The organism is Cupriavidus pauculus (genome assembly GCF_003854935.1).
Taxonomy (GTDB): domain Bacteria; phylum Pseudomonadota; class Gammaproteobacteria; order Burkholderiales; family Burkholderiaceae; genus Cupriavidus; species Cupriavidus pauculus_C.
The window spans coordinates 682762-702466 of sequence record NZ_CP033970.1 but is presented as its reverse complement, the minus strand read 5'-3'; the positions used below and the strand labels follow the sequence as shown (position 1 = coordinate 702466).

The following is a 19705-nucleotide window of genomic DNA, read 5'->3' as shown; positions in this document are numbered from 1 at the left end:
CTTGCGGCGCCGGACGTGGCCGCCGCACCGCATGGACGATGCGGCGGGGTTGCGGCGGCGCATGATCGCCGTGGCCGTCACATTCCGCTATCCTCGCAGCAGTTTCCGCCGAGGAGTCGCGATGTCCCGTCTGATCCGTCCATGGCGCGGCGCTGTTGCCGTCGCCGCCTGGCTGGCCGCCGCCAGCCTGCCCGCCGGGGCCGCCGGCCCCGACAAGTTCGCCGTGCCGGGCCTGGAAAAACCGGCCACGGTGCTGGTGGACCGCTGGGGCGTGCCGCACATCTACGCCAATACGCTTTACGACGCATTCTACGTGCAGGGCTTCATGGCCGCGCGCGACCGGCTCTGGCAGATCGACCTGTGGCGCAAGCGCGGGCTGGGCGAGATGGCCAGGGACTTCGGCCCGGCCTACGTCGACGGCGACCGCATGGCGCGCGCGGTGCTGTTCCGCGGCGACATGTACCGCGAATGGCTGGCCTACGGGTCCGATGCCAAGCGCGTGGCCGAGGCATTCGTGGCCGGCGTGAACGCCTACGTGGCGCAGGTGGAGGCCCGCCCGGAACTGCTGCCGCCCGAGTTCAAGATCCTCAACTACAAGCCGTCGCGCTGGCGCGCCGAGGACGTGGTGCGCATCCGCCACCACGGCCTGACGCTGAACTTCACCGGCGAGATCGACCGCGCGCAGGTGTTCTGCCACGCCAGGCCGAACGCGGTGCGCGCCGACTGGGTGCGCCGCGAACTCGATCCGCCGGTGGAGCCCAGGCTGCCGGACGGGCTGGACCCGTGCGGGCTGCCCGGCGCCGAACTGCGCAAGGCGTACGACCTGGCCACGGCGCCGCCGCGCTTTCCGAAGGACTGGTGGCAGGGCGCCGCCAAGGCCGCCAGCCTGCCGGTGGACCAGCTCTACGCAACGGTGGACGCCAACAGCGACACGGGCCGCAGCCTGGGCTCGAACAACTGGGTCATCGCCGGCAGCCGCACCACCACGGGCCGGCCGATCCTGGCCAATGATCCGCACCGCGCGCATGGCGCGCCGAGCCTGCGCTACATCAGCCACCTGAACGCGCCGGGGCTGTCGGTGATCGGCGCGGGCGAGCCGTTCCTGCCCGGCATCTCGATCGGCCACAACGGCACCATCGCGTTCGGCCTGACCCGGTTCTACATGGACCAGGAAGACCTCTACGTCTACGAGACCAATCCCGCGCAGCCACACGAATATCGCTACAAGGGCCGCTGGGAGCCGATGGAAACGGTCACCGAGCAGATCGCCGTGCGCGGCGAGCCCACGCCCCGCAAGGTGACGATCGACTACACGCGGCACGGGCCGGTGCTGTACGCCGACGCCAAGGCCGGCCGCGCCTACGCGCTGCGCGCCGCGTGGCTTGACTACGGCATGGCGCCGTACTTCGGGTCGATGGACTACATGCGCGCCCAGAACTGGGACCAGTTCCGCGCGGCGATGAACCGCTGGGGCGCGCCCGGCGAGAACCAGGTGTACGCGGACCGCACCGGCAACATCGGCTGGATTCCGGGCGGCCTGACCGTGAACCGCCCGAACTGGGACGGCCTGATGCCGGTGCCCGGCGATGGCCGCTACGAGTGGGCCGGCTATCGCAACATGGACGAGTTGCCGTGGGCGTTCAACCCGTCGCCGGGCTTCGTCGTGACGGCCAACGAGAACAACATCCCGCCCGAGCATCCGGCCGCGAAGATCGGCGTGGGGTACGAATGGAGCGACAGCTCGCGCGCACGCCGGCTCAAGGCGCTAGTGGCGGCGAATCCGCGCAGTTCGCTGGAGGATTCGATGGCGTGGCAGAACGACACCGTGTCGCTGCCCGCGCAGCGCGTGGTGGCGCTGGTCAAGCCGCTGAACAGCAGCGACCCGCAGGTGCAGCGCGGGCTGGACCTGCTGCGCAACTGGGACGGCAACGCCCGCGCCACCAGCGCGCCGGCCGCGCTGTTCGAGGTCTGGTTCAGCAAGTACCTGCGCCCGGCGGTGGTGCGGGCCGCGCTGCCGGCGGACGCGTCGCGCCTGGTCGGCGCCGGCGACGCCAGCCGCGTGATCGCGGTGCTGGAGCGTCCCGACACGTGGATGGCGATGGACAAGCGCAACGACATCCTGTTCGGCACGCTGAAGTCGGCCATGGTCGAGGTCGAGAAAAAGCTCGGCACCGACCCGAAGGCGTGGCAATGGGGCAAGCTGCACACGGCTGTGTTCAGCCACCCGCTGGACCCGATCCTCGACGCCACGCAGCGCCAGCAGTTCGACGTCAACGCGGGCCCGATCGGCGGGTCGTCATTCACGCCGATGAACACGAGCTACCGCAACAGCGACTTCCAGTTGACCGCCGGCGCGTCGTTCCGCATGGTGCTCGACGTCGGCAACTGGGACGCCTCGCGCGCGGTCAACACGCCGGGACAGTCGGGCAACCCGGCCAGCCCCCACTACCGCGACCTGGCGCCGCTGTGGGCCAAGGGCGATTACTTTCCGCTGGTCTACACGCGCAAGGCGGTGGAAAAGGAAAGCAGGGAACGGGTGGAACTGGTGCCGCAGTAGGGGGGGGGTGTGCTCCCCTCTCCCGCTTGCGGGAGAGGGGCCGGGGGAGAGGGCCAGTGGTGCAAATTGCGACGGTCGGCAAGCAGAACCTCGTCGCCCTCTCCCCCAACCCCTCTCCCACGGTGTGGGAGAGGGGAGCAAGGCACGCAGTGGGCGACGACAGGTCGGGATTTCAGGCGCCGGCCCTCTCCCCCAACCCCTCTCCCACGGTGTGGGAGAGGGGAGCAAGGCACGTAGTGGGCGACGACAGGTCGCGATTTCAGGCGCCGGCCCTCTCCCCCAACCCCTCTCCCACGGTGTGGGAGAGGGGAGCAAAAACAAACCAAACCAAACCAAATCAGACCTACAACGCCATCTCCAGCACCCGGGCTACGTGGATGGCCTGGCGGCCGGTGCCGTCGTGGATCTGGTGGCGGCAGCTGGTGCCGTCGGCGACGACCAGCGTGTCGGCGTCGGCCTTGCGTACGGCGGGCAGCAGCGACAGCTCGCCCATCTTCATCGAGACCGCGTGGTGCTCGGCCTCGTAGCCGAAGCTGCCGGCCATGCCGCAGCATGACGATTCGATCAGCGACGTCTTCAGCCCGGGAATCCAGCCCAGCACCTGTTCCACCGGCCGTACCGCGTCGAATGCCTTCTGGTGGCAGTGGCCGTGCAGCAGCGCCTGGGCGTGGCCGACTGGCTTCAGCGCCGGGGCAAAGCGGCCGGCGGCGTGCTCGCGGACCAGAAATTCCTCGAACAGGAACGCGTGGTCGGCCAGCCGTTGCGCGGCGTCGCCGTAGCCGTACTGCAGGAATTCGTCGCGCATCGACAGCAGGCACGACGGCTCCAGCCCTACCACCGCCACGCCCCGTTCGACGTACGGCAGCAGCGCGTCGAGCGCGCGCCGGGCCTCCGCGCGGGCCTCGTCGACCAGCCCGGCGGCCAGGAACGTGCGGCCGCAGCAGAGCGGGCGCTCGCCGGGCACGCCGGACAGGTGGACGGTGTAGCCGGCCGCCTGCAGCACGCGCTGCGCCGCGCGGGCGTTTTCGGGCTCCATGTGGTTGTTGAAGGTATCGACGAACAGCAGCACTTCCTTGTCCGCCGTGGGCTGGGCGACATAGTCGTCGCGCACGAAGGCCGGCTGCCAGCGCGGCAGCGAGCGCCGCGCGGACAGGCCCAGCAGCCGCTCGCCAAGCTGCGGCAGCCCCGGCACGCGGTCGCGCAGGTTGAACAGCCAGGGCAGCTTGCTGGCGATGCCGGCGTAGCGCGGCAGGAAGGCCACCAGGCGGTCGCGCGCGCGCAGGCGGCCGGCGCGGGCGTTGGCGGCGCGCACCTCGATCTTCATCTTGGCCATGTCGATGCCGGTCGGGCAGTCGCGCTTGCAGCCCTTGCACGACACGCACAGGTCCATCGTCTCCTTGACGGCCGGGTCGAGCAGCCCGTCGGGGCCAAGCTGGCCGGACAGCGCCAGCCGCAGCGTGTTGGCGCGGCCGCGCGTCAGGTGCTGCTCGTCGCGCGTGACGCGGTAGCTCGGGCACATCGTGCCGGCGTCGAATTTGCGGCAGTGGCCGTTGTTGTTGCACATCTCCACGGCGGCGGCCAGGCCGCGCGCGGGGTCCAGGCCCGTGCCCGGCGCGCTCTCGGCCTCGGTGACGGGGTCGCGCGTGACGTTCCAGGCCGACCAGTCCAGCGCCGGCGTCAGCGGCGTGACGGAGTAGCCGGGCGGAAAGCGGAACAGCGCGGTGTCGTCCATCTTCGGCGTGCGCACGATCTTGCCCGGGTTGCAGCGATTGTCCGGATCGAACAGCGCCTTGACCTCCTCGAACGCGCGCGCCAGCGACGGCCCGAACTGCCAGGCCACCCATTCGCCGCGGCACAGGCCGTCGCCGTGCTCGCCCGAGTAGGCGCCCTTGTACTCGCGCACCATCGCGGCGGCTTCCTCGGCGATGGCGCGCATCTTGGCCGCGCCGTCGCGGCGCATGTCCAGGATCGGCCGCACGTGCAGCGTGCCCACGCTGGCGTGGGCGTACCAGGTGCCGCGCGTGCCGTGCTTGTGGAAGACCTCGGTCAGGCGCGACGTGTACTCGGCCAGGTGTTCCAGCGGCACCGCGCAGTCCTCGATGAACGACACCGGCTTGCCGTCGCCCTTCATGCTCATCATGATGTTCAGCCCGGCCTTGCGGACTTCCCACAGCGCCTTCTGCGGGCCGGCGTCGGGCATCTCGACCACCGATCCGGGCAGGCCCAGGTCGGCCATCAGCTCCACCAGCTGGCGCAGGCCGCGCAGCGTGGCGTCGCGGTCCTCGCCGGCGAACTCGACCAGCAGAATGGCCTCGGGCGCGCCGATCAGCGCGCGCTCGATCACGGGCCGGAACGCGGGGTTGCCGCGCGCCAGGTCGATCATCGTGCGGTCCACCAGCTCCACGGCGGCCGGCTTGAGCGCGACGATATGGCGCGTCAGGTCCATCGACTGGTAGAAGGTGGGGAAGTTGACCACGCCGAGCGTCTTGTGCGTGGGCAGCGGCGCCAGCTGCAGCGTGATCTGCCGGAAGTAGGCCAGCGTGCCTTCGGAGCCCACCAGCAGGTGCGCCAGGTTGACGCTGCCGTCGGCCGTGTAGGGCCGCTCGTTGCGCGGCGCGAAGATGTCGAGGTTGTAGCCGCCCACGCGCCGCAGCACCCGGGGGTACATCTGCGCGATGGCATCGGCTTCGCGCGCGGCAATGCGGCGCACGCCGTCGGCGATGGCGCGGTGCGGGGCGTCGTCCGCCGGCCACTGCGCGTCGAAGCGCACGTCGTCGCCATTGGCCAGGATGGCCTGCACGCCCAGCACGTTGTGCACCATGTTGCCGTACTGGATGGAGCGCGAGCCGCACGAGTTGTTGCCGGTCATTCCGCCGATCGTGCATTGCGCGGCCGTGGAGACGTCCACCGGGAACCACAGGCCGTGCGACTTGAGCCAGGCGTTCAGGTGGTCCAGCACGATGCCGGGCTGCACGGTCACCGTGCACGCCACGGGATCGAAATCGACCACCTGGTTCAGGTACTTGCTGTTGTCGATGACCAGCGCCTCGCCCACGGTCTGGCCGCACTGGCTGGTGCCGCCGCCGCGCGGCAGCAGCGGCGCCTTGAGGTCGCGGGCGATGTCCAGCGCCAGCCGGGCGTCGGCTTCGTCGCGCGGCACCACCACGCCCAGCGGCATGATCTGGTAGATCGACGCGTCGGTGGCATAGCGGCCGCGGCTGGCGGTGTCGAACAGCACGTCGCCGCGCAGTTCGGCGGCCAGGCGCCGGTACAGCGGCGATTGCAGGGCGGGGGCGGACGCCGCGCCGGGCATGAAGCGCAGCGGCTGCACGCCGGGCGGCGTGGGAGTGACGGGCAAGGCCATGGGCGGGGATGTCTCCGGGTTGCGGGCGCCTTGCCGGACCCCGCCACCTGTGCCCGATGCGCGCCGCGCGGCGCGCAGGCGGCTCAGGCGGCGACGTCCTGGGCGCGTTCTAGTTCGGCGATCAGCGCGTCGTGCTTGTGCTTCAGGTGCGCGCGCAGGATGTCTCGCAGCGCCGCGCCGTCGCGTCTGGCCAGGGCATCGAGCATGGCGCCGTGCTCGCGCACGGCCATGTCCCATTTGTCGTGGTCGAAGTTCGAGCGGAAGCGCAGCGCCTGGATACGCAGGTTGATGCGGCGATAAGTCTCCTCAAGGATCGGATTGCGCGCGGCGGCGTTGATGGCGTCGTGGATGCGCCGGTTCAGCGCGTAGTAGTTGGGCAGGTCGCGCCGCGCATGGCAGGCCAGCATCTCGAAGTGCAGCGCGCGGATTTCGTTCAGCTCGGCCTCGGTGATGCGCTCGCAGGCCAGTTCGCCGGACATGGCCTCCAGCGCGCCCATCATCTCGAACAGGTGGTCGATGGTTTCCTTCGACAGCACCACGACCTCGGCGCCGCGGTTGGGCAGCAGCGTCACCAGGCCGTCGGCGGCCAGCACCTTGAACGCCTCGCGCAGCGGCGTACGCGACACCTGGAGCAGATCGCACAGCACGCGCTCGTTCAGGCGGGTGCCGGGCGCCAGATCGCCTTCCATGATCATCGTGCGCAGGCGCTGGGCCACCGCCACATGCAGGATCTGGCGGTCGACGGCTGGCGCGGAGAGGGTTGGAATTGTGCTCATCAGGGATCGTGTGGCTTGACAGTATTGTATTCAAAACCTACTCTGGGGCAAGCACGAATCAGGTTCCGGTAGCGTTTTCCCTTACCGGAACCCGGCGGCGAGCGGCAGGTATTCCTTATAGACGTCGATTTATAAGGGTTTGTAGCGGAGAGGCAGGTGCTTGCGCCGGCCAACATTATCCCGCATGCCGACGCGGTCGTGCATCCCGGTTTTTTGAATACAAAATTCAAACGTAAGGACGCGAGGCGACATGATCCGACTGAATTCCCATCCGAGTGGCCGGCACTTCCTGCAGATTCCGGGCCCCACCAACGTGCCCGACCGCGTGCTGCGCGCGATGGACTACCCGACCATCGACCATCGCGGCCCCGAGTTCCAGCAACTGGGCAAGAAGGTGCTGGCCGATATCCGCAAGGTGTTCCAGACCACGCAGCCGGTGGTGATCTACCCGGCGTCGGGCACCGGCGCGTGGGAGGCGGCGCTGGTCAACACGCTGTCGCCCGGCGACAAGGTGCTGATGTACGAGACCGGCCACTTCGCCTCGCTCTGGAAGAAGATGGCCGACAAGCTGGGCCTGAAGCCCGAGTTCATCGTCGGCGACTGGCGCCACGGCGTGGATGCCGCCGCCATTGGCGCGCGGCTGGCCGAGGACCGCGGCCACGAGATCAAGGCCGTCTGCGTGGTGCACAACGAGACGTCGACCGGCGTCACGTCCGACATCGCGGCCGTGCGGCGCGCCATCGACGGCGCCAGCCATCCGGCGCTGCTGCTGGTCGACACCATCTCGTCGCTCGGCTCGGTCGACTACCGGCATGACGAGTGGGGCGTGGACGTGACGGTGTCGGGCTCGCAGAAGGGGCTGATGCTGCCGCCGGGCATCTCGTTCAACGCGGTCAGCCAGAAGGCCGTGGCGGCGTCTGCCCACGCAAAGCTGCCCAAGGCGTTCTGGGGCTGGGACGAGATCCTGGAATCGAACAAGAACGGCTTCTGGCCGTACACGCCGGCCACGAACCTGCTCTACGGGCTGTCCGAGGCGTGCGACATGCTGTTCGAGGAAGGGCTGCCCAACGTCTTTGCGCGCCACCAGCGCCACGCCGCCGCCACGCGCGCCTGCGTGACCGCCTGGGGGCTGGAGATCCTGTGCCAGAACCCGGCCGAGTACAGCCCGGCGCTGACCGCCGTGGTCATGCCCGATGGCCACAACGCGGACGCGTTCCGCAAGGTGACGCTCGAACATTTCAACATGTCGCTGGGGCAGGGGCTGTCCAAGCTGTCCGGCAAGGTCTTCCGCATCGGCCACCTTGGCGATTTCAACGACCTGACGCTGATGGGCACGCTTGCCGGCGTGGAGATGGGGCTGGCGCTGGCCGGCGTGCCGCACCAGACCGGCGGCGTGCTGGCCGCGATGGCCAGCCTGCGCGAGGCGGCGTCGAAGCCGGCGCTGCGCGCGGCGTAGCACGCCATGGCATGACACAGGCGCCCCGCTTCCCCAGGACAACAGGACGGGAGCGGGGCGCAGATCAGCAGGGATCGGCACAGGCCCGATCCGGTTTTTCCAGGAGTCCGCAGCACCCGCAGTCATCACCGCAAACCGAGGCCGCCCGCCAGAGGCGCCCCGCTACCCTAGGAGACAGATCATGACGTTGCGTTATGCCGCACGCGCGCTCGCGTGTGCTTCGCTGTTCGGCGCTGGTTGGGCCACCCCGGCCCTGGCCTGGGAGCCGACCAAGCCCGTGGAAGTGGTGGTGCCGTTCAGTGCCGGCGGCGCGTCGGACCAGATGGCGCGCTCGATCCAGGGCATCATCGCCAAGCACAAGCTGATGAACCAGCCGATGATCGTCGTGAACAAGGCGGGGGCCAGCGGCGCGGAAGGGCTGATGGACACCAAGGCGTCGAAGGGCGACGCGCACAAGCTGCTGGTCACGTCGTCGGCGCTCTACACGGTGCCGATGATCAGCCAGTTGCCGTTCAACTGGCGCGACCTGACGCCGGTGGCGATGGTCGCCATGGACGAGTTCGTGCTCTGGACCAACGCGCAGGACCCGTACAAGACGCCGTCGGACTACCTGGCCGAGGTCAAGAAGAGCCCGGGCAAGTTCAAGATGGGCGGCACCAGCTCCAAGCGCGAGGACCAGATCATCACCGCGCAGACCGAGCGCAAGGCCGGCGTGCGGTTCATCTACATCCCGTACAAGGGCGGCGGCGAGGCCGCCACGCAGCTATCGGGCAAGCACATCGACTCCAACGTCAACAACCCGTCCGAATCGGTGGGCCAGTGGCGCGCCGGCGAGCACCGCGCGCTCTGCGTGTTCGCGCCGGACCGCATGCAGTACACCTCGAAGATCACCGGCACACAGAGCTGGCACGACATTCCCACCTGCAAGGAGCAGGGGCTGGACGTGCAGTACCAGATGCTGCGCGTGTTCATGCTGCCCGGCGGCGTCAAGCCGGACCAGCAGAAGTACTACGTCGACCTGATGCAGAAGGTGGTGGCGACGCCCGAGTGGAAGGAATACCTGGAAAAGAACGCGCTCAAGAACGACTTTGTCACGGGCCAGAAGCTGACCGAGTTCCTGACGACCGACGAGACGCGCCACAAGGACATCATCAAGGAAGCGGGCTTCGTGGCGGCCAAGTAGGGCAGGGTGGTCTCCCCCTGGCCCGCCGCGCGGGCGGGGGGAGCCTGACACAAGAGCGGGGAGACGGATTCCATGCACGACGAAACACATGAGGACGCCGCGCCGGCGGCGATATCGGTGCGCGCGGCGGAGATCGCCATGGCGGTGCTGATCGCGGCCGGCGCGGTGGTGGTGATGGTCACCAACTACGGGATCGGCGCGGGCTGGGCGCCCGACGGGCCGCAGGCCGGCTATTTTCCGCTGCGCATCGGCGCGCTGATCTTCATCGCCTGCCTGGCCGTGCTGTGGACGGCGCTGCGCACGCCGAACGACGCCGTCTTCGTGACGTGGCCGCAGTTGCGGCAGGTGGCGGTCATTCTGGTGCCGCTGACCGTGTACGTGGCGCTGATCGGGTTCCTGGGCATCTACGTGGCATCGGCCATCTTCATCGCCGGCTTCATGCTGGCCATCGGCAAGTTCGCGTGGTGGCGTGCCGTGCTGACCGGCGTGGTCATCAACGCGGCGCTGTTCTGGATCTTCGAGATGCAGTTCCGCGTGCCGCTGCCCAAGGGCCCGCTCGAAGCGGCCTTCGGCTTCTGAAGGGGAACGCGCATGGAAGAACTCAATGCATTGATGGGCGGCTTTGCCGTGGCCATGTCGTGGCACAACGTCGGCCTGATGCTGGTGGGCATCCTGCTCGGCATCGTGGTGGGCGTGCTGCCGGGGCTGGGCGGCCCCAACGGCGTGGCGATCCTGCTGCCGCTGACGTTCTCGATGGAGCCCACGTCGGCCATCATCATGCTGTCTTGCATCTACTGGGGCGCGCTGTTCGGCGGGGCCATCACGTCGATCCTGTTCAACATCCCCGGCGAGGCGTGGTCGGTGGCCACGACGTTCGACGGCTACCCGATGGCCCAGCAGGGCGAGGCCGGCCGGGCGCTGACGTCGGCGTTCACGGGGTCGTTCCTGGGCGCGCTGGCCGGCGTGCTGCTGATCACGTTCCTGGCGCCGATGGTGGCAAAGTTCGCGCTGCGGTTCGGGCCGCCGGAATTCTTCGCGGTCTACTTCCTCACGTTCTGCAGCTTCATCGGCATGGGCAAGGAGGCCAAGGCCAAGATCGTCATCGCGATGTGCATCGGCTTTGCGCTGGCGGCGGTGGGCATGGACACGGTGTCCGGCACGCTGCGCATGACCTTCGGCTCCACCGAGCTGCTGCGCGGCTTTGACTTCCTGGTGGTGGTGATCGGCCTGTTCGGCATCAGCGAGATCCTGATGACGATGGAAGAGGGCGTGGCATTCCGCGGCAAGAAGGCCAGCATCGACCTCAAGGTGGTGCTCAGGACGTGGGCCGAACTGCCGCGCTACTGGATGACGCTGATCCGCTCGTCGGTCATCGGCTGCTGGCTTGGCGTGACGCCGGGCGGCGCCACGGCGGCGTCGTTCATGGGCTACGGCGTGGCCAAGCGCTTCTCGCGCAAGCGCGACACGTTCGGCAAGGGCAACGTCGAGGGCGTGATCGCACCGGAATGCGCCGCGCATGCGGCCGGCACCAGCGCGCTGCTGCCGATGCTGGCGCTGGGCATCCCGGGGTCGGCCACGGCGGCGGTGCTGCTGGGCGGGCTGATGATCTGGGGCCTGCAGCCGGGGCCGCTGCTGTTTGCCGAGCAGAAGACGTTCGTCTGGGGGCTGATCGCCAGCATGTACCTGGGCAACCTGGCGGGGCTGATCGTGGTGCTGTCCACGGTGCCGCTGTTTGCCGCCATCCTGCGCATTCCGTTCGCGATCATCGCGCCGCTGATCCTGGTGGTCTGCGCCATCGGCGCGTTCACGGTGCACAACGCCATGTTCGACGTCTGGCTGATGCTGATCTTCGGCGTCATCGGCTACGTGCTCAAGAAGCTCGACTACCCGCTGGCGCCGCTGGTGCTGGCGCTGGTGCTGGGCGACCGGGCCGAGGACGCGTTCCGGCAGACCATGCTGATGTCGCAGGGCGAGATGAACGTGTTCTGGTCGAACGGCCTGGTCGGCACGATCATGGCGCTGGCCGTGGTGATCCTGGTGTGGCCGGTTGTCGGCGGGGTGCTGGAAAAGTCTCGCCGCCGCAAGATGGTGTCGGCGCCGGGCGGCGCCGCGGAGTAGCCCCGGCCCAGGGCGGGCCGCGACGCATTCAGTTGACGTAGAACAGGATGCTGATGAACTGGCAGAAGCTGCCCGCCAGCACGAACAGGTGCCAGATGCCGTGGAAGTGCCGCACCTTCTCGTCGAACAGGAAGAAGCCGATGCCGGCGGTGTAGATGGCGCCGCCGGCCACCAGCCAGTACAGGCCAGCCGGGGGCAGCACCGCCGTGAGCGGCTGGAACGCGATCAGCACCAGCCAGCCCATGATCACGTAGATCGACAGCGACAGCACGCGGGTGCGGTGGCCGATCCATAGCTCCTGGACGATGCCGATGGCGGCCAGCGCCCAGTTGATACCGAAGAGCGTCCAGCCCCACGGGCCGCGCAGCGTGACCAGCGCAAACGGCGTGTAGCTGCCGGCGATCAGCAGGTAGATCGCGCAGTAGTCGAGTCGCCGGAACACGTCCTTGGCCGGCCCGCGCATGCTGTGATAGACCGTGGAAATCGTGTAGAGCAGGACCAGCGTGGTGCCGTAGACCACCGAGCTGACCACCTTCCAGACGTCGTGGTAAAGCGCCGACGTCGTCACCAGTACGGCCATCCCTGCCGCGGACAACACCGCGCCAACCAGGTGGCTGTAGCCATTGAACCGTTCCCCGCGATACATCCCGAAAGCTCCGTGTGCGTAGTTGGCAAGCGGCCATTGTGGCATGGATCGGCGCCATACCCCGACGAAGCGGGCAGAAGCCGCGCAATTGGCCCCGCCAACATGACGTCCGTGTGTCCGGCTGTCGTTTTGCGTTCGTTTTCCGTTCATTCGCAAACGGTTGACTTTCAAACGGCCGATCGTATCGTTATGGTCACATGGTTGACATATCAAGCGTCCAGACTTCCACGTCTCGCCCGCCGATACCCCTCCACCGGGGGGTAATCGTTGTCAGACAAGACATTGGAGGACAAAGGCGGCCGGGATGTGCACGGGCGACAAGGTGCTTCGACGCCCGGATCAGTCACGCGAACCAACCTGACCTCGACCATGATCCTCACGAAACCTGTTCATTCGCGCATGCACAGGCCGCTGCTTGGCGCCGGCGTGCTGTGCCTGGCGCTGCTGCTGGGCGGCTGCGGCGGCGATGACAACAACAACAGCGGCGGCCAGCCCACGCCGCCGCCGGCCACGGGTGGCGGCAACGACGGCGGCGGCACCAAGCCGCCCGCCGCCTGCACCACGGCGCATTGCGCGCCGGCACCGTGACGCAGGCGCCGCGCCTGCACCGATCCCACCCAACCGACACGCTCCCCGCATGACATTCAACCCCTCCAAGCGCAAGTTCCTGCGCAACACGCTCGGCACCGCGGCCGCCGCCGCCACGCTGGCATCGTTCCCGCCCAGCATCCGCCGGGCGCTGGCCATCGAGGCGAACAACGCCACCGGCACCATCCAGGACGTCAAGCACGTGGTGCTGCTGATGCTGGAAAACCGCTCGTTCGACAACTACTTCGGCACGTTCAAGGGCGTGCGCGGCTATGGCGACCGCTTTGCGATCCCGCTGGCCAACGGCCAGAACGCGTTCTTCCAGACCGACGCCACCAACAACACGATCACCCCGTACCGGCTGGACGGCTCGCTGGGCAACGCGCAGCGCGCCGGCAGCACGCCGCATACCTGGCCCGACGCCCAGGCCGCGTGGGACCACGGCCGCATGAACCGCTGGCCCGTGGCCAAGAACCGGCTGTCGATGTCGTACTACGACACGGCCGAGATTCCGTTCCAGCGCGCGCTGGCCGATGCGTTCACGCTGTGCGACGCCTACCACTGCTCGATGCACACGGGCACCATCCCGAACCGGCTGTTCTACTGGACCGGCACCAACGGCCCCAGCGGCGCCAACGTGGCGGCCATGGTCAACGAGTTCAACGGCGGTAACGACGTGGGGCCGTCCACGCAGGGCTGGACGTGGAAGACCTACGCGGACCGCCTGGTCGACGCCGGCGTGAGCTGGAAGGTCTACCAGAGCCTGGCCGACAACTACGGCTGCAACGAGATGATGAGCTTCCGCCACTGGCGCGCGGCCATCGAGTCGATGCCGGTGGCGCGCCGGCCCGTGGCGCTGCCGGGCACGTCGCCCGCCTACGATCCGGCCATCGACGACGCGCTGAGCCCGCTGGCCAGGGGCTTTGGCAACACGATGCCCGACGGGCTGCTGCAGTCGTTCCGCGACGACGTGCAGAACGGCACGCTGCCCGAGATTTCGTGGATCATCCCGCCGTCGCTCTACAGCGAGCATCCGGGGCCGTCCAGCCCGGCGCAGGGCGGCTGGTACGTGCAGCAGGTGCTGGACGCGCTGACGGCCAACCCCGAGGTCTTCAGCAAGACCGTGCTGCTGATCAACTACGACGAGAACGACGGCTTCTTCGACCACGTGCCGCCGCCTTCGGCCCCGTCGCGCAATGCCGATGCCTCGCTGGCCGGCGGCAGCACGCTCAGTGACGCCGACATGGCGTTCGAGTACCACAACTACACGCCGGCCACGGCCGCCCAGTCGGCCATCGACGGCAAGCCCTACGGCCCGGGCCCGCGCGTGCCGATGTGGGTGGTGTCGCCGTGGAGCCGCGGCGGCTACGTCAATTCGCAGGTGTTCGACCACACGTCGACGCTGCTCTTCCTGGAAAAGCGCTTTGGCGTGAAGGAGCCGCAGATCGGCGCCTATCGCCGGGCGGTCTGCGGCGACCTGACGTCGGCGTTCAACTTCGTCAACCCGAACAAGGACCCGCTGCCGACGCTGGCCGGCCGCAGCACCAAGGTGACGGTGGACAACCTTGCGCTGACGCAGAAGGCGATGGCCGCCATTCCGGTGCCCACCACGCCGGCACTGCCGGCGCAGGCCACGGGCACGCGGCCGTCGCGCGCGCTGCCGTACGAGCTGCACACCACGTCGCGTGTCGATGGCACGGCCCGGACCGTGTCGCTGACGTTCGCCAACAACGGCACGGCCGGCGCGGTCTTCCACGTCTACGACCGGCTGCACCTGGACGCCATCCCGCGCCGCTATGTCGTGGAGGCCGGCAAGAGCCTGGACGGCGTGTGGAACGTGGCGGCCGACAACGGCAAGTACGACCTCTGGGTGCTGGGCCCGAACGGCTACCACCGCGCGTTCATCGGCGATGCCAGCGAGCAGGCCGGCGCGGCTGGCGCCGAGATCCAGGTCTGCTACGAACTGTGCGAGCCGCCGGTGCTGCAGGTGAAGCTGTACAACCGGAGCGACAAGGCGTGCACGTTCGGCGTGGCGGCCAAGGCGTACCGCACGGACGGCCCGTGGGGCCAGAAGGTGGAAGCCGGCAAGGTCGGCGAGCTGACGTGGCCGCTGGCCGACAGCGGCAACTGGTACGACTTCGAGGTGAGCTGCGACATCGCGCCGTCGTTCCGCCGCCGCGTGGCAGGCCGCATCGAGACCGGCAAGGATTCGGTCAGCGACCCGGCGATGGGCGTGGTGGCCTGAGGCGTGCCGTGGCGGTGCCGTGCCCCCCGCGCGGCACCCCGGGGCCGGCCGGCATGGCGTGTACACTTGCCGGCTGGCACCGGGCCGCGCCGCGGCGTCGGGCGCCATCCTCCAGAACCCGACTCGACAGGATTCCATGAAGACCATTCCGATGTTCCTTGCTGCCGTCGCGCTGACCGCCTCGGGTGTGGCCGCCGCCGCCGAAACGCTGCCTTCGGGCGTGGTGATCGAAACCGTGACCAAGGGCACGGGCGCCTCGCCCAAGGCCAGCGACACCGTGAAGGTGCACTATCGCGGCACGCTGACCGACGGTAAGGAGTTCGACAGCTCGTACAAGCGCGGCCAGCCGATCTCGTTCCCGCTGAACCGCGTGATCCCGTGCTGGACCGAGGGCGTGCAGAAGATGCAGGTGGGCGGCAAGGCCAAGCTGACCTGCCCGGCGTCGACGGCCTATGGCGCGCGCGGCGTGCCGGGCACGATCCCGCCCAACGCGACGCTGAACTTCGAGGTGGAGCTGCTGGGCATCGGCGGCTGATTCCCGCACCGGGGCAGCGCCGTGGATTCCGTCATCGTGATCGTCGCGCTGGGCGCGGCGGTTGCGGGCTTCGTGCAGGGGCTGTCCGGCTTTGCGTTCGGCATGGTCGCCATGTCGTTCTGGGCGTGGGGCGTGGACCCGCGCATGGCCGCGGCGATGTCGGTGTTCGGCGCGCTGACCGGGCAACTGCTGGCCGCCGTGACCGTGCGGCGCCAGTTCCATCTGGCGGCCGTGCTGCCGTTCCTGCTGGGCGGCCTGGTCGGCATTCCCATCGGCGTGAGCCTGCTGCCCAGGCTGGACGTCAACCTGTTCAAGCTCTGCCTGGGCACCATCCTGATGGTGTTCTGCCCGATCATGCTGGTGGCGGCGCGGATGCCGAAGATCCATCACGGCGGCCGCGTGGCCGACGCGGTGGCCGGCGGCATCGGCGGCATCATGGGCGGCATTGGCGGCTTCACCGGTGTGGTGCCGACGCTCTGGTGCACGCTGCGCGGGTACGACAAGGACAAGCAGCGCGTCATCATCCAGAACTTCAACCTCGGCGCGCTGATCGTGACAATGGGCGTCTACATCGGCACCGGCATCATCACGCGCGAGATGCTGCCGATGTTCGCCATCGTGGCGCCCGCGATGCTGGTGCCGACACTGATCGGCACGCGGGTCTACCTCGGCATCAGCGACATCACGTTCCGGCGCATTGTGCTGACGCTGCTGACCGGCTCGGGCGTGGCGATGCTGGTGTCGGCCGTGCCGCGCGTGCTGGCATCCTGAGTGGCGAATACGTAACGTCTGGCGACGCGACACGGCCCCCGGCATCAGGGTTTATACTGACGCCCGCGCCGGTCCCGCGTGGCCCGGCTTTTCGCCTATCTTTGAGTCAGGACCGGCCCTCTGCGCCGTCCGCAGGCTCTCCGCCGCATCATGAACAAGCGTTTCTATCTCTTCTGCGCCACCACGTGGACCGCCGCCGCCATCCTGATTTTGGGCAACGGCGCCATGTCCACGGACGTCCTCAGCGGCGTGGTGGCCCTGGCCGGTTTCGACCTGCTGCGCCCCTGACCCCCTCTGCCTTGCGTGCCGCCCGGCACGATTTCGGCTTCGCACGGCCGGCTGCGCCCCGCGCGCGATCAGAGATGGCGGTTTCACTATCTGACGGCTACGCTTACGGATGGCCGTGCGGTTTCCGCACGATGTGTATCCACCCACCGTTTGCAGGAGATGTCGATGAAAGCGTCCACGATGGCACTGGCGGTAGCGGCAATGGCGGTACTGGCTCCGGGACTGGCAACCGCCGCCGGCCCGGCCAACCCTGCCGACCGGTACGACTACAACATGCGCGCCACCAACAAGGACGGCTATGTGCCGGACCCGGCGCGTGTGACCAACAAGGACGGCTACGTGCCCGACACCGCCCGCGCCGGCGACAAGTTCGACCCGTACACCCAGGGCGCGAACCAGGGCACCGCGTCGGCGCTGACCGACAGCAAGGCGACAAAGAAGAAGTCGTCGACCAAGGCACACAAGAAGGCGCCGGCTGCGCAGTAAGCGCTTTGGCAGGGGTTTGGCGAGCGTGGCCAGACCTCTTGTCTTCTTTCAAGCCAGATGATCCTCACCTGTGCAGGATCGCTACTTCAGCGACACATCGTTCTTCGATGCTGATATGGATCTTTCGGCTTCCGTAGTGGATGCCGGTCACCCCCCGTTCAAACATTCCCCACGCGTACGCTGGCTCGAATCTCGGAAGATCGGGCGTTTCCCGGTGTAAAGAGGGGGCAGGGTGCAAGGGTCGATAATCGCCGCCGATATAGACGGCGAGGTCATAGGGGTCGAGGCAGTATTTCTTCGGTGAGATTTCCAGGCGGATGTAGACGTAGTCGCCAAGCGCAGAACTTGGCCGGTACCGGTTTGCCTGACCTGAAAACGACGCCCCCGATGCCTGGTAGTTGGCTAGCCAGCCTGAGATGCCGTAGGGTGTGGCGCCGATGTGAGAGGTCAGTTTCGTATCGCCGTGCAATTTCACATCGAGCAGTTTCTCTATGGCGGCATTGTCGAAGGTGTGGATCCGCTGGCCCCTGGCCGCATCCAGGAACATGACGACCCGCTCGATGCCCTCGCGCACTTCGACGGGCCAGTGTCTGCCGGCTGCGGTGGTCTGCGCCGGGAGCGGATCTCCGGGATTCCCGGGCCGCAGGACAAAGTCAGTCGCCGAAGGAGCCGCACCTAGCGTTTGATCCGAGGTGCTGGCGCAGCCCGACTGCAGTGCCGCGCAGAGTGCCGCAATCAAGGCGACTACACCTCGCGGCGCGGATCGGGAGGATCCGATCGTCAAAATCATGGTTGTCTGCCGTCCAAAGTTGGGAGCCACTTGCCCCGTCCCAACCGGCGACAGTATTGCGATCGGTCAGTTTGTGGAATCGCAGTACCCTTGAATTGAGGAAGACTTCGCAAGCGGTGTCGGCAGGCACGAAAAAAGCCCCGTTGAACCTTGGTTCAACGGGGCTTTCTGCTTTGGTACCGCTATCGTCGCCGGGCGACCTCAAGCAAGCATCAACGCTTGGCCGACTGATCCCCCCGTGCGAACACGCGCTCGCCGGCCACCCAGGTTTCCAGCACCTGGATCTTCCAGATGTCGGCTGCGGGCACCTTGAACAGGTCGCGGTCCACCACGATGAAGTCGGCCCACTTGCCGGCTTCCAGCGATCCCAGCGTCTTTTCCTGGTGCTCGGCGTAGGCGGCGTCCAGCGTGAACGCGCGGAATGCCTGGGGCAGCGTCATCGCTTCCTCGGGATGCCAGCCCTTGATCGGGCGGCCTTCGTGGTCGGTGCGGGTCACGGCGGCGTGCAGGCCGTAGAACGGGTTGGCCGATTCCACCGGGAAGTCGGACCCGCCGGCAATGACGGTGCCCTGCTTCAGGAACGTCTGCCAGGCATAGGCGCCCTTGATGCGGTCCTTGCCGATGCGGTCCTCGGCCATGTTCATGTCGCTGGTGGCGTGCGTGGGCTGCATCGACGCGATCAGGTCCAGCTTCTTGAAGCGCGGGATGTCCGGCATCGACACCACCTGGGCGTGCTCGATGCGGTTGCGCAGCTGGCGGCCGCCCACGTCCTTGTAGGCCGCTTCCATGGCGTCCAGCACCTGGTGGTTGGTCTTGTCGCCGATGGCGTGGACGTTGACCTGGTAGCCGGCCTTGATGGCCGTCTTCACGGCCGCCTGCATGGCGGCGTCGCTCATGAACAGCAGGCCGCTGTGCGCGTGGTCGTCGGTGTACGGCTCCATCAGGGCCGCGCCCCGGCTGCCCAGCGCGCCGTCGCCATAGAGCTTCACCGCGCGCAGGTAGTAGCGGTCGTTGCCGTAGCCGATGACCGGGCCCTTGGCGGACAGCGCCTTGAAGTCGTCGCCGGTGTCGCGGATCATCGCGTAGATGCGCGTGGTCAGCTTGCCCTGGTCGGCGAACTCGCGGTAGATGCGGTCGTCGGTCACGGTCACGCCGGCGTCGCCCACGGCGGTCAGGCCCAGCGCGTTCATGTGCGCCAGCGCGGCCGCCAGTGCGGCGCGGCGGTCGTCGTCGGTGTACGGCGGGATGACGTCGTTGACCAGCGCCATCGCCTTGTCCACCAGCACGCCGGTCGGGTTGCCGTTGGCGTCGCGCTCGATGCGGCCGCCGGCCGGGTCCTTGGTATCGCGCGTGATGCCGGCCGCCTGCAGCGCCTTGGTGTTCAGCCACGCGGCGTGGCCGTCCACGCGCACCAGGCGGGCCGGACGGTCGGACACGGCGGCGTCCAGCTCGGCGGCGGTGGGAAAGCGGCCCAGCTTCCAGTTCACCTGGTTCCAGCCATAGCCCAGCAGCCACTGGCGCTGCGGGTTCTTCTGGCCGTAGGCGCGGATGATGCCCTGCGCCTCCTGCAGGTCATGGGTGCCCGAGAGCGAAATCTCCGTGGTCTTGAAGCCCAGGCGGAACACGTGGCCGTGGGCGTCGATCAGGCCCGGCAGCAGCGTCTTGCCCTGCCCGTCGATGCGCCGGGCATCGGGATACTTTGCGCGCAGCGCGGCGGCGTCGCCGGTGGCCAGCACCTTACCCTGGTCGAACACCAGGCCGCTGAAGCTGGCGATCTTGTCGTTCTGCAGCGTGTAGCCCTGGACGGACTCCACCAGCGTGGGTGCCGCGTGGGCCTGCACCGCCGCCATGGCGGCCAGCGCCAGCAGGCGCGTGCGAATGGACTTCTTCACGGATGACTCC

General features: G+C 68.2%; 16 protein-coding genes. 11 read left to right on the top strand and 5 right to left on the bottom strand.

Translation table 11 applies throughout. The features are described from left to right. Window positions 1-121 precede the first annotated feature (121 nt). Window positions 122-2557, top strand: a complete 2436-nt coding sequence (locus EHF44_RS21205) for a penicillin acylase family protein (RefSeq protein WP_124685678.1) — start codon at window positions 122-124, stop codon at window positions 2555-2557. A 343-nt stretch (window positions 2558-2900) separates the two neighbouring features. Here EHF44_RS21205 and EHF44_RS21200 read toward each other — a convergent pair whose 3' ends face one another. Further along, window positions 2901-5921, bottom strand: coding sequence for an FAD-binding and (Fe-S)-binding domain-containing protein (locus EHF44_RS21200; protein ID WP_124685677.1), 3021 nt, complete (start codon window positions 5919-5921; stop codon window positions 2901-2903). Between the two features lie 83 nt (window positions 5922-6004). Then, window positions 6005-6697, bottom strand: coding sequence for a GntR family transcriptional regulator (locus EHF44_RS21195; RefSeq protein WP_124685676.1), 693 nt, complete (start codon window positions 6695-6697; stop codon window positions 6005-6007). A gap of 250 nt (window positions 6698-6947) precedes the next feature. Here EHF44_RS21195 and EHF44_RS21190 point away from each other — a divergent pair, with 250 nt between their 5' ends. The 4 genes from EHF44_RS21190 to EHF44_RS21175 all read left to right on the top strand — a co-directional run bounded on the left by EHF44_RS21190 (window position 6948) and on the right by EHF44_RS21175 (window position 11454). Then, window positions 6948-8153: a pyridoxal-phosphate-dependent aminotransferase family protein gene (locus EHF44_RS21190; protein WP_124685675.1), complete on the top strand. Its 1206-nt coding sequence runs from the start codon at window positions 6948-6950 to the stop codon at window positions 8151-8153. 181 nt (window positions 8154-8334) lie between these two features. Then, window positions 8335-9336, top strand: coding sequence for a Bug family tripartite tricarboxylate transporter substrate binding protein (locus tag EHF44_RS21185; protein WP_124685674.1), 1002 nt, complete (start codon window positions 8335-8337; stop codon window positions 9334-9336). Between the two features lie 72 nt (window positions 9337-9408). Next, a complete protein-coding gene (locus tag EHF44_RS21180; RefSeq protein WP_124685673.1) occupies window positions 9409-9915 on the top strand; it encodes a tripartite tricarboxylate transporter TctB family protein in 507 nt (168 codons plus the stop codon). Window positions 9916-9927: 12 nt separating this feature from the next. After that, window positions 9928-11454: a tripartite tricarboxylate transporter permease gene (locus EHF44_RS21175; protein ID WP_124685672.1), complete on the top strand. Its 1527-nt coding sequence runs from the start codon at window positions 9928-9930 to the stop codon at window positions 11452-11454. Between the two features lie 28 nt (window positions 11455-11482). Here EHF44_RS21175 and trhA read toward each other — a convergent pair whose 3' ends face one another. Continuing rightward, window positions 11483-12100: a PAQR family membrane homeostasis protein TrhA gene (gene trhA / locus EHF44_RS21170; RefSeq protein WP_124685671.1), complete on the bottom strand. Its 618-nt coding sequence runs from the start codon at window positions 12098-12100 to the stop codon at window positions 11483-11485. A 369-nt stretch (window positions 12101-12469) separates the two neighbouring features. Here trhA and EHF44_RS21165 point away from each other — a divergent pair, with 369 nt between their 5' ends. The 6 genes from EHF44_RS21165 to EHF44_RS21145 all read left to right on the top strand — a co-directional run bounded on the left by EHF44_RS21165 (window position 12470) and on the right by EHF44_RS21145 (window position 17013). Further along, entirely contained in the window at window positions 12470-12688 is a 219-nt protein-coding gene (locus tag EHF44_RS21165) for a hypothetical protein (protein WP_124685670.1), read from the top strand. A 49-nt stretch (window positions 12689-12737) separates the two neighbouring features. Next, window positions 12738-14933, top strand: a complete 2196-nt coding sequence (locus EHF44_RS21160; protein ID WP_124685669.1) for a phosphocholine-specific phospholipase C — start codon at window positions 12738-12740, stop codon at window positions 14931-14933. A gap of 136 nt (window positions 14934-15069) precedes the next feature. Beyond that, window positions 15070-15468, top strand: coding sequence for an FKBP-type peptidyl-prolyl cis-trans isomerase (locus tag EHF44_RS21155; protein ID WP_124685668.1), 399 nt, complete (start codon window positions 15070-15072; stop codon window positions 15466-15468). Between the two features lie 21 nt (window positions 15469-15489). Further along, on the top strand, window positions 15490-16239 hold the full coding sequence (locus tag EHF44_RS21150) for a sulfite exporter TauE/SafE family protein (RefSeq protein ID WP_124685667.1): 750 nt from the start codon (window positions 15490-15492) through the stop codon (window positions 16237-16239). 150 nt (window positions 16240-16389) lie between these two features. Further along, complete coding sequence (locus EHF44_RS28435; protein WP_172966149.1) at window positions 16390-16527, top strand: hypothetical protein; 138 nt, start codon at window positions 16390-16392, stop codon at window positions 16525-16527. A 165-nt stretch (window positions 16528-16692) separates the two neighbouring features. Then, window positions 16693-17013, top strand: coding sequence for a hypothetical protein (locus EHF44_RS21145; protein ID WP_124685666.1), 321 nt, complete (start codon window positions 16693-16695; stop codon window positions 17011-17013). Window positions 17014-17077: 64 nt separating this feature from the next. Here the strand turns inward: EHF44_RS21145 and EHF44_RS21140 are convergent, their stop codons facing one another. Both EHF44_RS21140 and EHF44_RS21135 read right to left on the bottom strand, forming a co-directional pair. Continuing rightward, window positions 17078-17803 carry a hypothetical protein gene (locus EHF44_RS21140; protein WP_124685665.1) on the bottom strand — a complete coding sequence of 242 codons (726 nt, stop codon included), beginning with the start codon at window positions 17801-17803 and terminating at the stop codon, window positions 17078-17080. Between the two features lie 212 nt (window positions 17804-18015). Further along, window positions 18016-19695 carry an amidohydrolase gene (locus EHF44_RS21135; protein ID WP_124685664.1) on the bottom strand — a complete coding sequence of 560 codons (1680 nt, stop codon included), beginning with the start codon at window positions 19693-19695 and terminating at the stop codon, window positions 18016-18018. Window positions 19696-19705: the final 10 nt, after the last annotated feature.

Excerpts from the sequence above, each read along its gene's own strand:
- EHF44_RS21180 (WP_124685673.1), top strand. The coding sequence starts at position 9,409 with ATGCACGACGAAACACATGAGGACGCCGCGCCGGCGGCGATATCGGTG.
- EHF44_RS21190 (WP_124685675.1), top strand. The coding sequence starts at position 6,948 with ATGATCCGACTGAATTCCCATCCGAGTGGCCGGCACTTCCTGCAGATT.
- trhA (WP_124685671.1), bottom strand. The coding sequence starts at position 12,100 with ATGTATCGCGGGGAACGGTTCAATGGCTACAGCCACCTGGTTGGCGCG.
- EHF44_RS21160 (WP_124685669.1), top strand. The coding sequence starts at position 12,738 with ATGACATTCAACCCCTCCAAGCGCAAGTTCCTGCGCAACACGCTCGGC.
- EHF44_RS21185 (WP_124685674.1), top strand. The coding sequence starts at position 8,335 with ATGACGTTGCGTTATGCCGCACGCGCGCTCGCGTGTGCTTCGCTGTTC.
- EHF44_RS28435 (WP_172966149.1), top strand. The coding sequence starts at position 16,390 with ATGAACAAGCGTTTCTATCTCTTCTGCGCCACCACGTGGACCGCCGCC.
- EHF44_RS21155 (WP_124685668.1), top strand. The coding sequence starts at position 15,070 with ATGAAGACCATTCCGATGTTCCTTGCTGCCGTCGCGCTGACCGCCTCG.
- EHF44_RS21140 (WP_124685665.1), bottom strand. The coding sequence starts at position 17,803 with ATGATTTTGACGATCGGATCCTCCCGATCCGCGCCGCGAGGTGTAGTC.
- EHF44_RS21205 (WP_124685678.1), top strand. The coding sequence starts at position 122 with ATGTCCCGTCTGATCCGTCCATGGCGCGGCGCTGTTGCCGTCGCCGCC.
- EHF44_RS21145 (WP_124685666.1), top strand. The coding sequence starts at position 16,693 with ATGAAAGCGTCCACGATGGCACTGGCGGTAGCGGCAATGGCGGTACTG.
- EHF44_RS21165 (WP_124685670.1), top strand. The coding sequence starts at position 12,470 with ATGATCCTCACGAAACCTGTTCATTCGCGCATGCACAGGCCGCTGCTT.
- EHF44_RS21195 (WP_124685676.1), bottom strand. The coding sequence starts at position 6,697 with ATGAGCACAATTCCAACCCTCTCCGCGCCAGCCGTCGACCGCCAGATC.
- EHF44_RS21175 (WP_124685672.1), top strand. The coding sequence starts at position 9,928 with ATGGAAGAACTCAATGCATTGATGGGCGGCTTTGCCGTGGCCATGTCG.
- EHF44_RS21200 (WP_124685677.1), bottom strand. The coding sequence starts at position 5,921 with ATGGCCTTGCCCGTCACTCCCACGCCGCCCGGCGTGCAGCCGCTGCGC.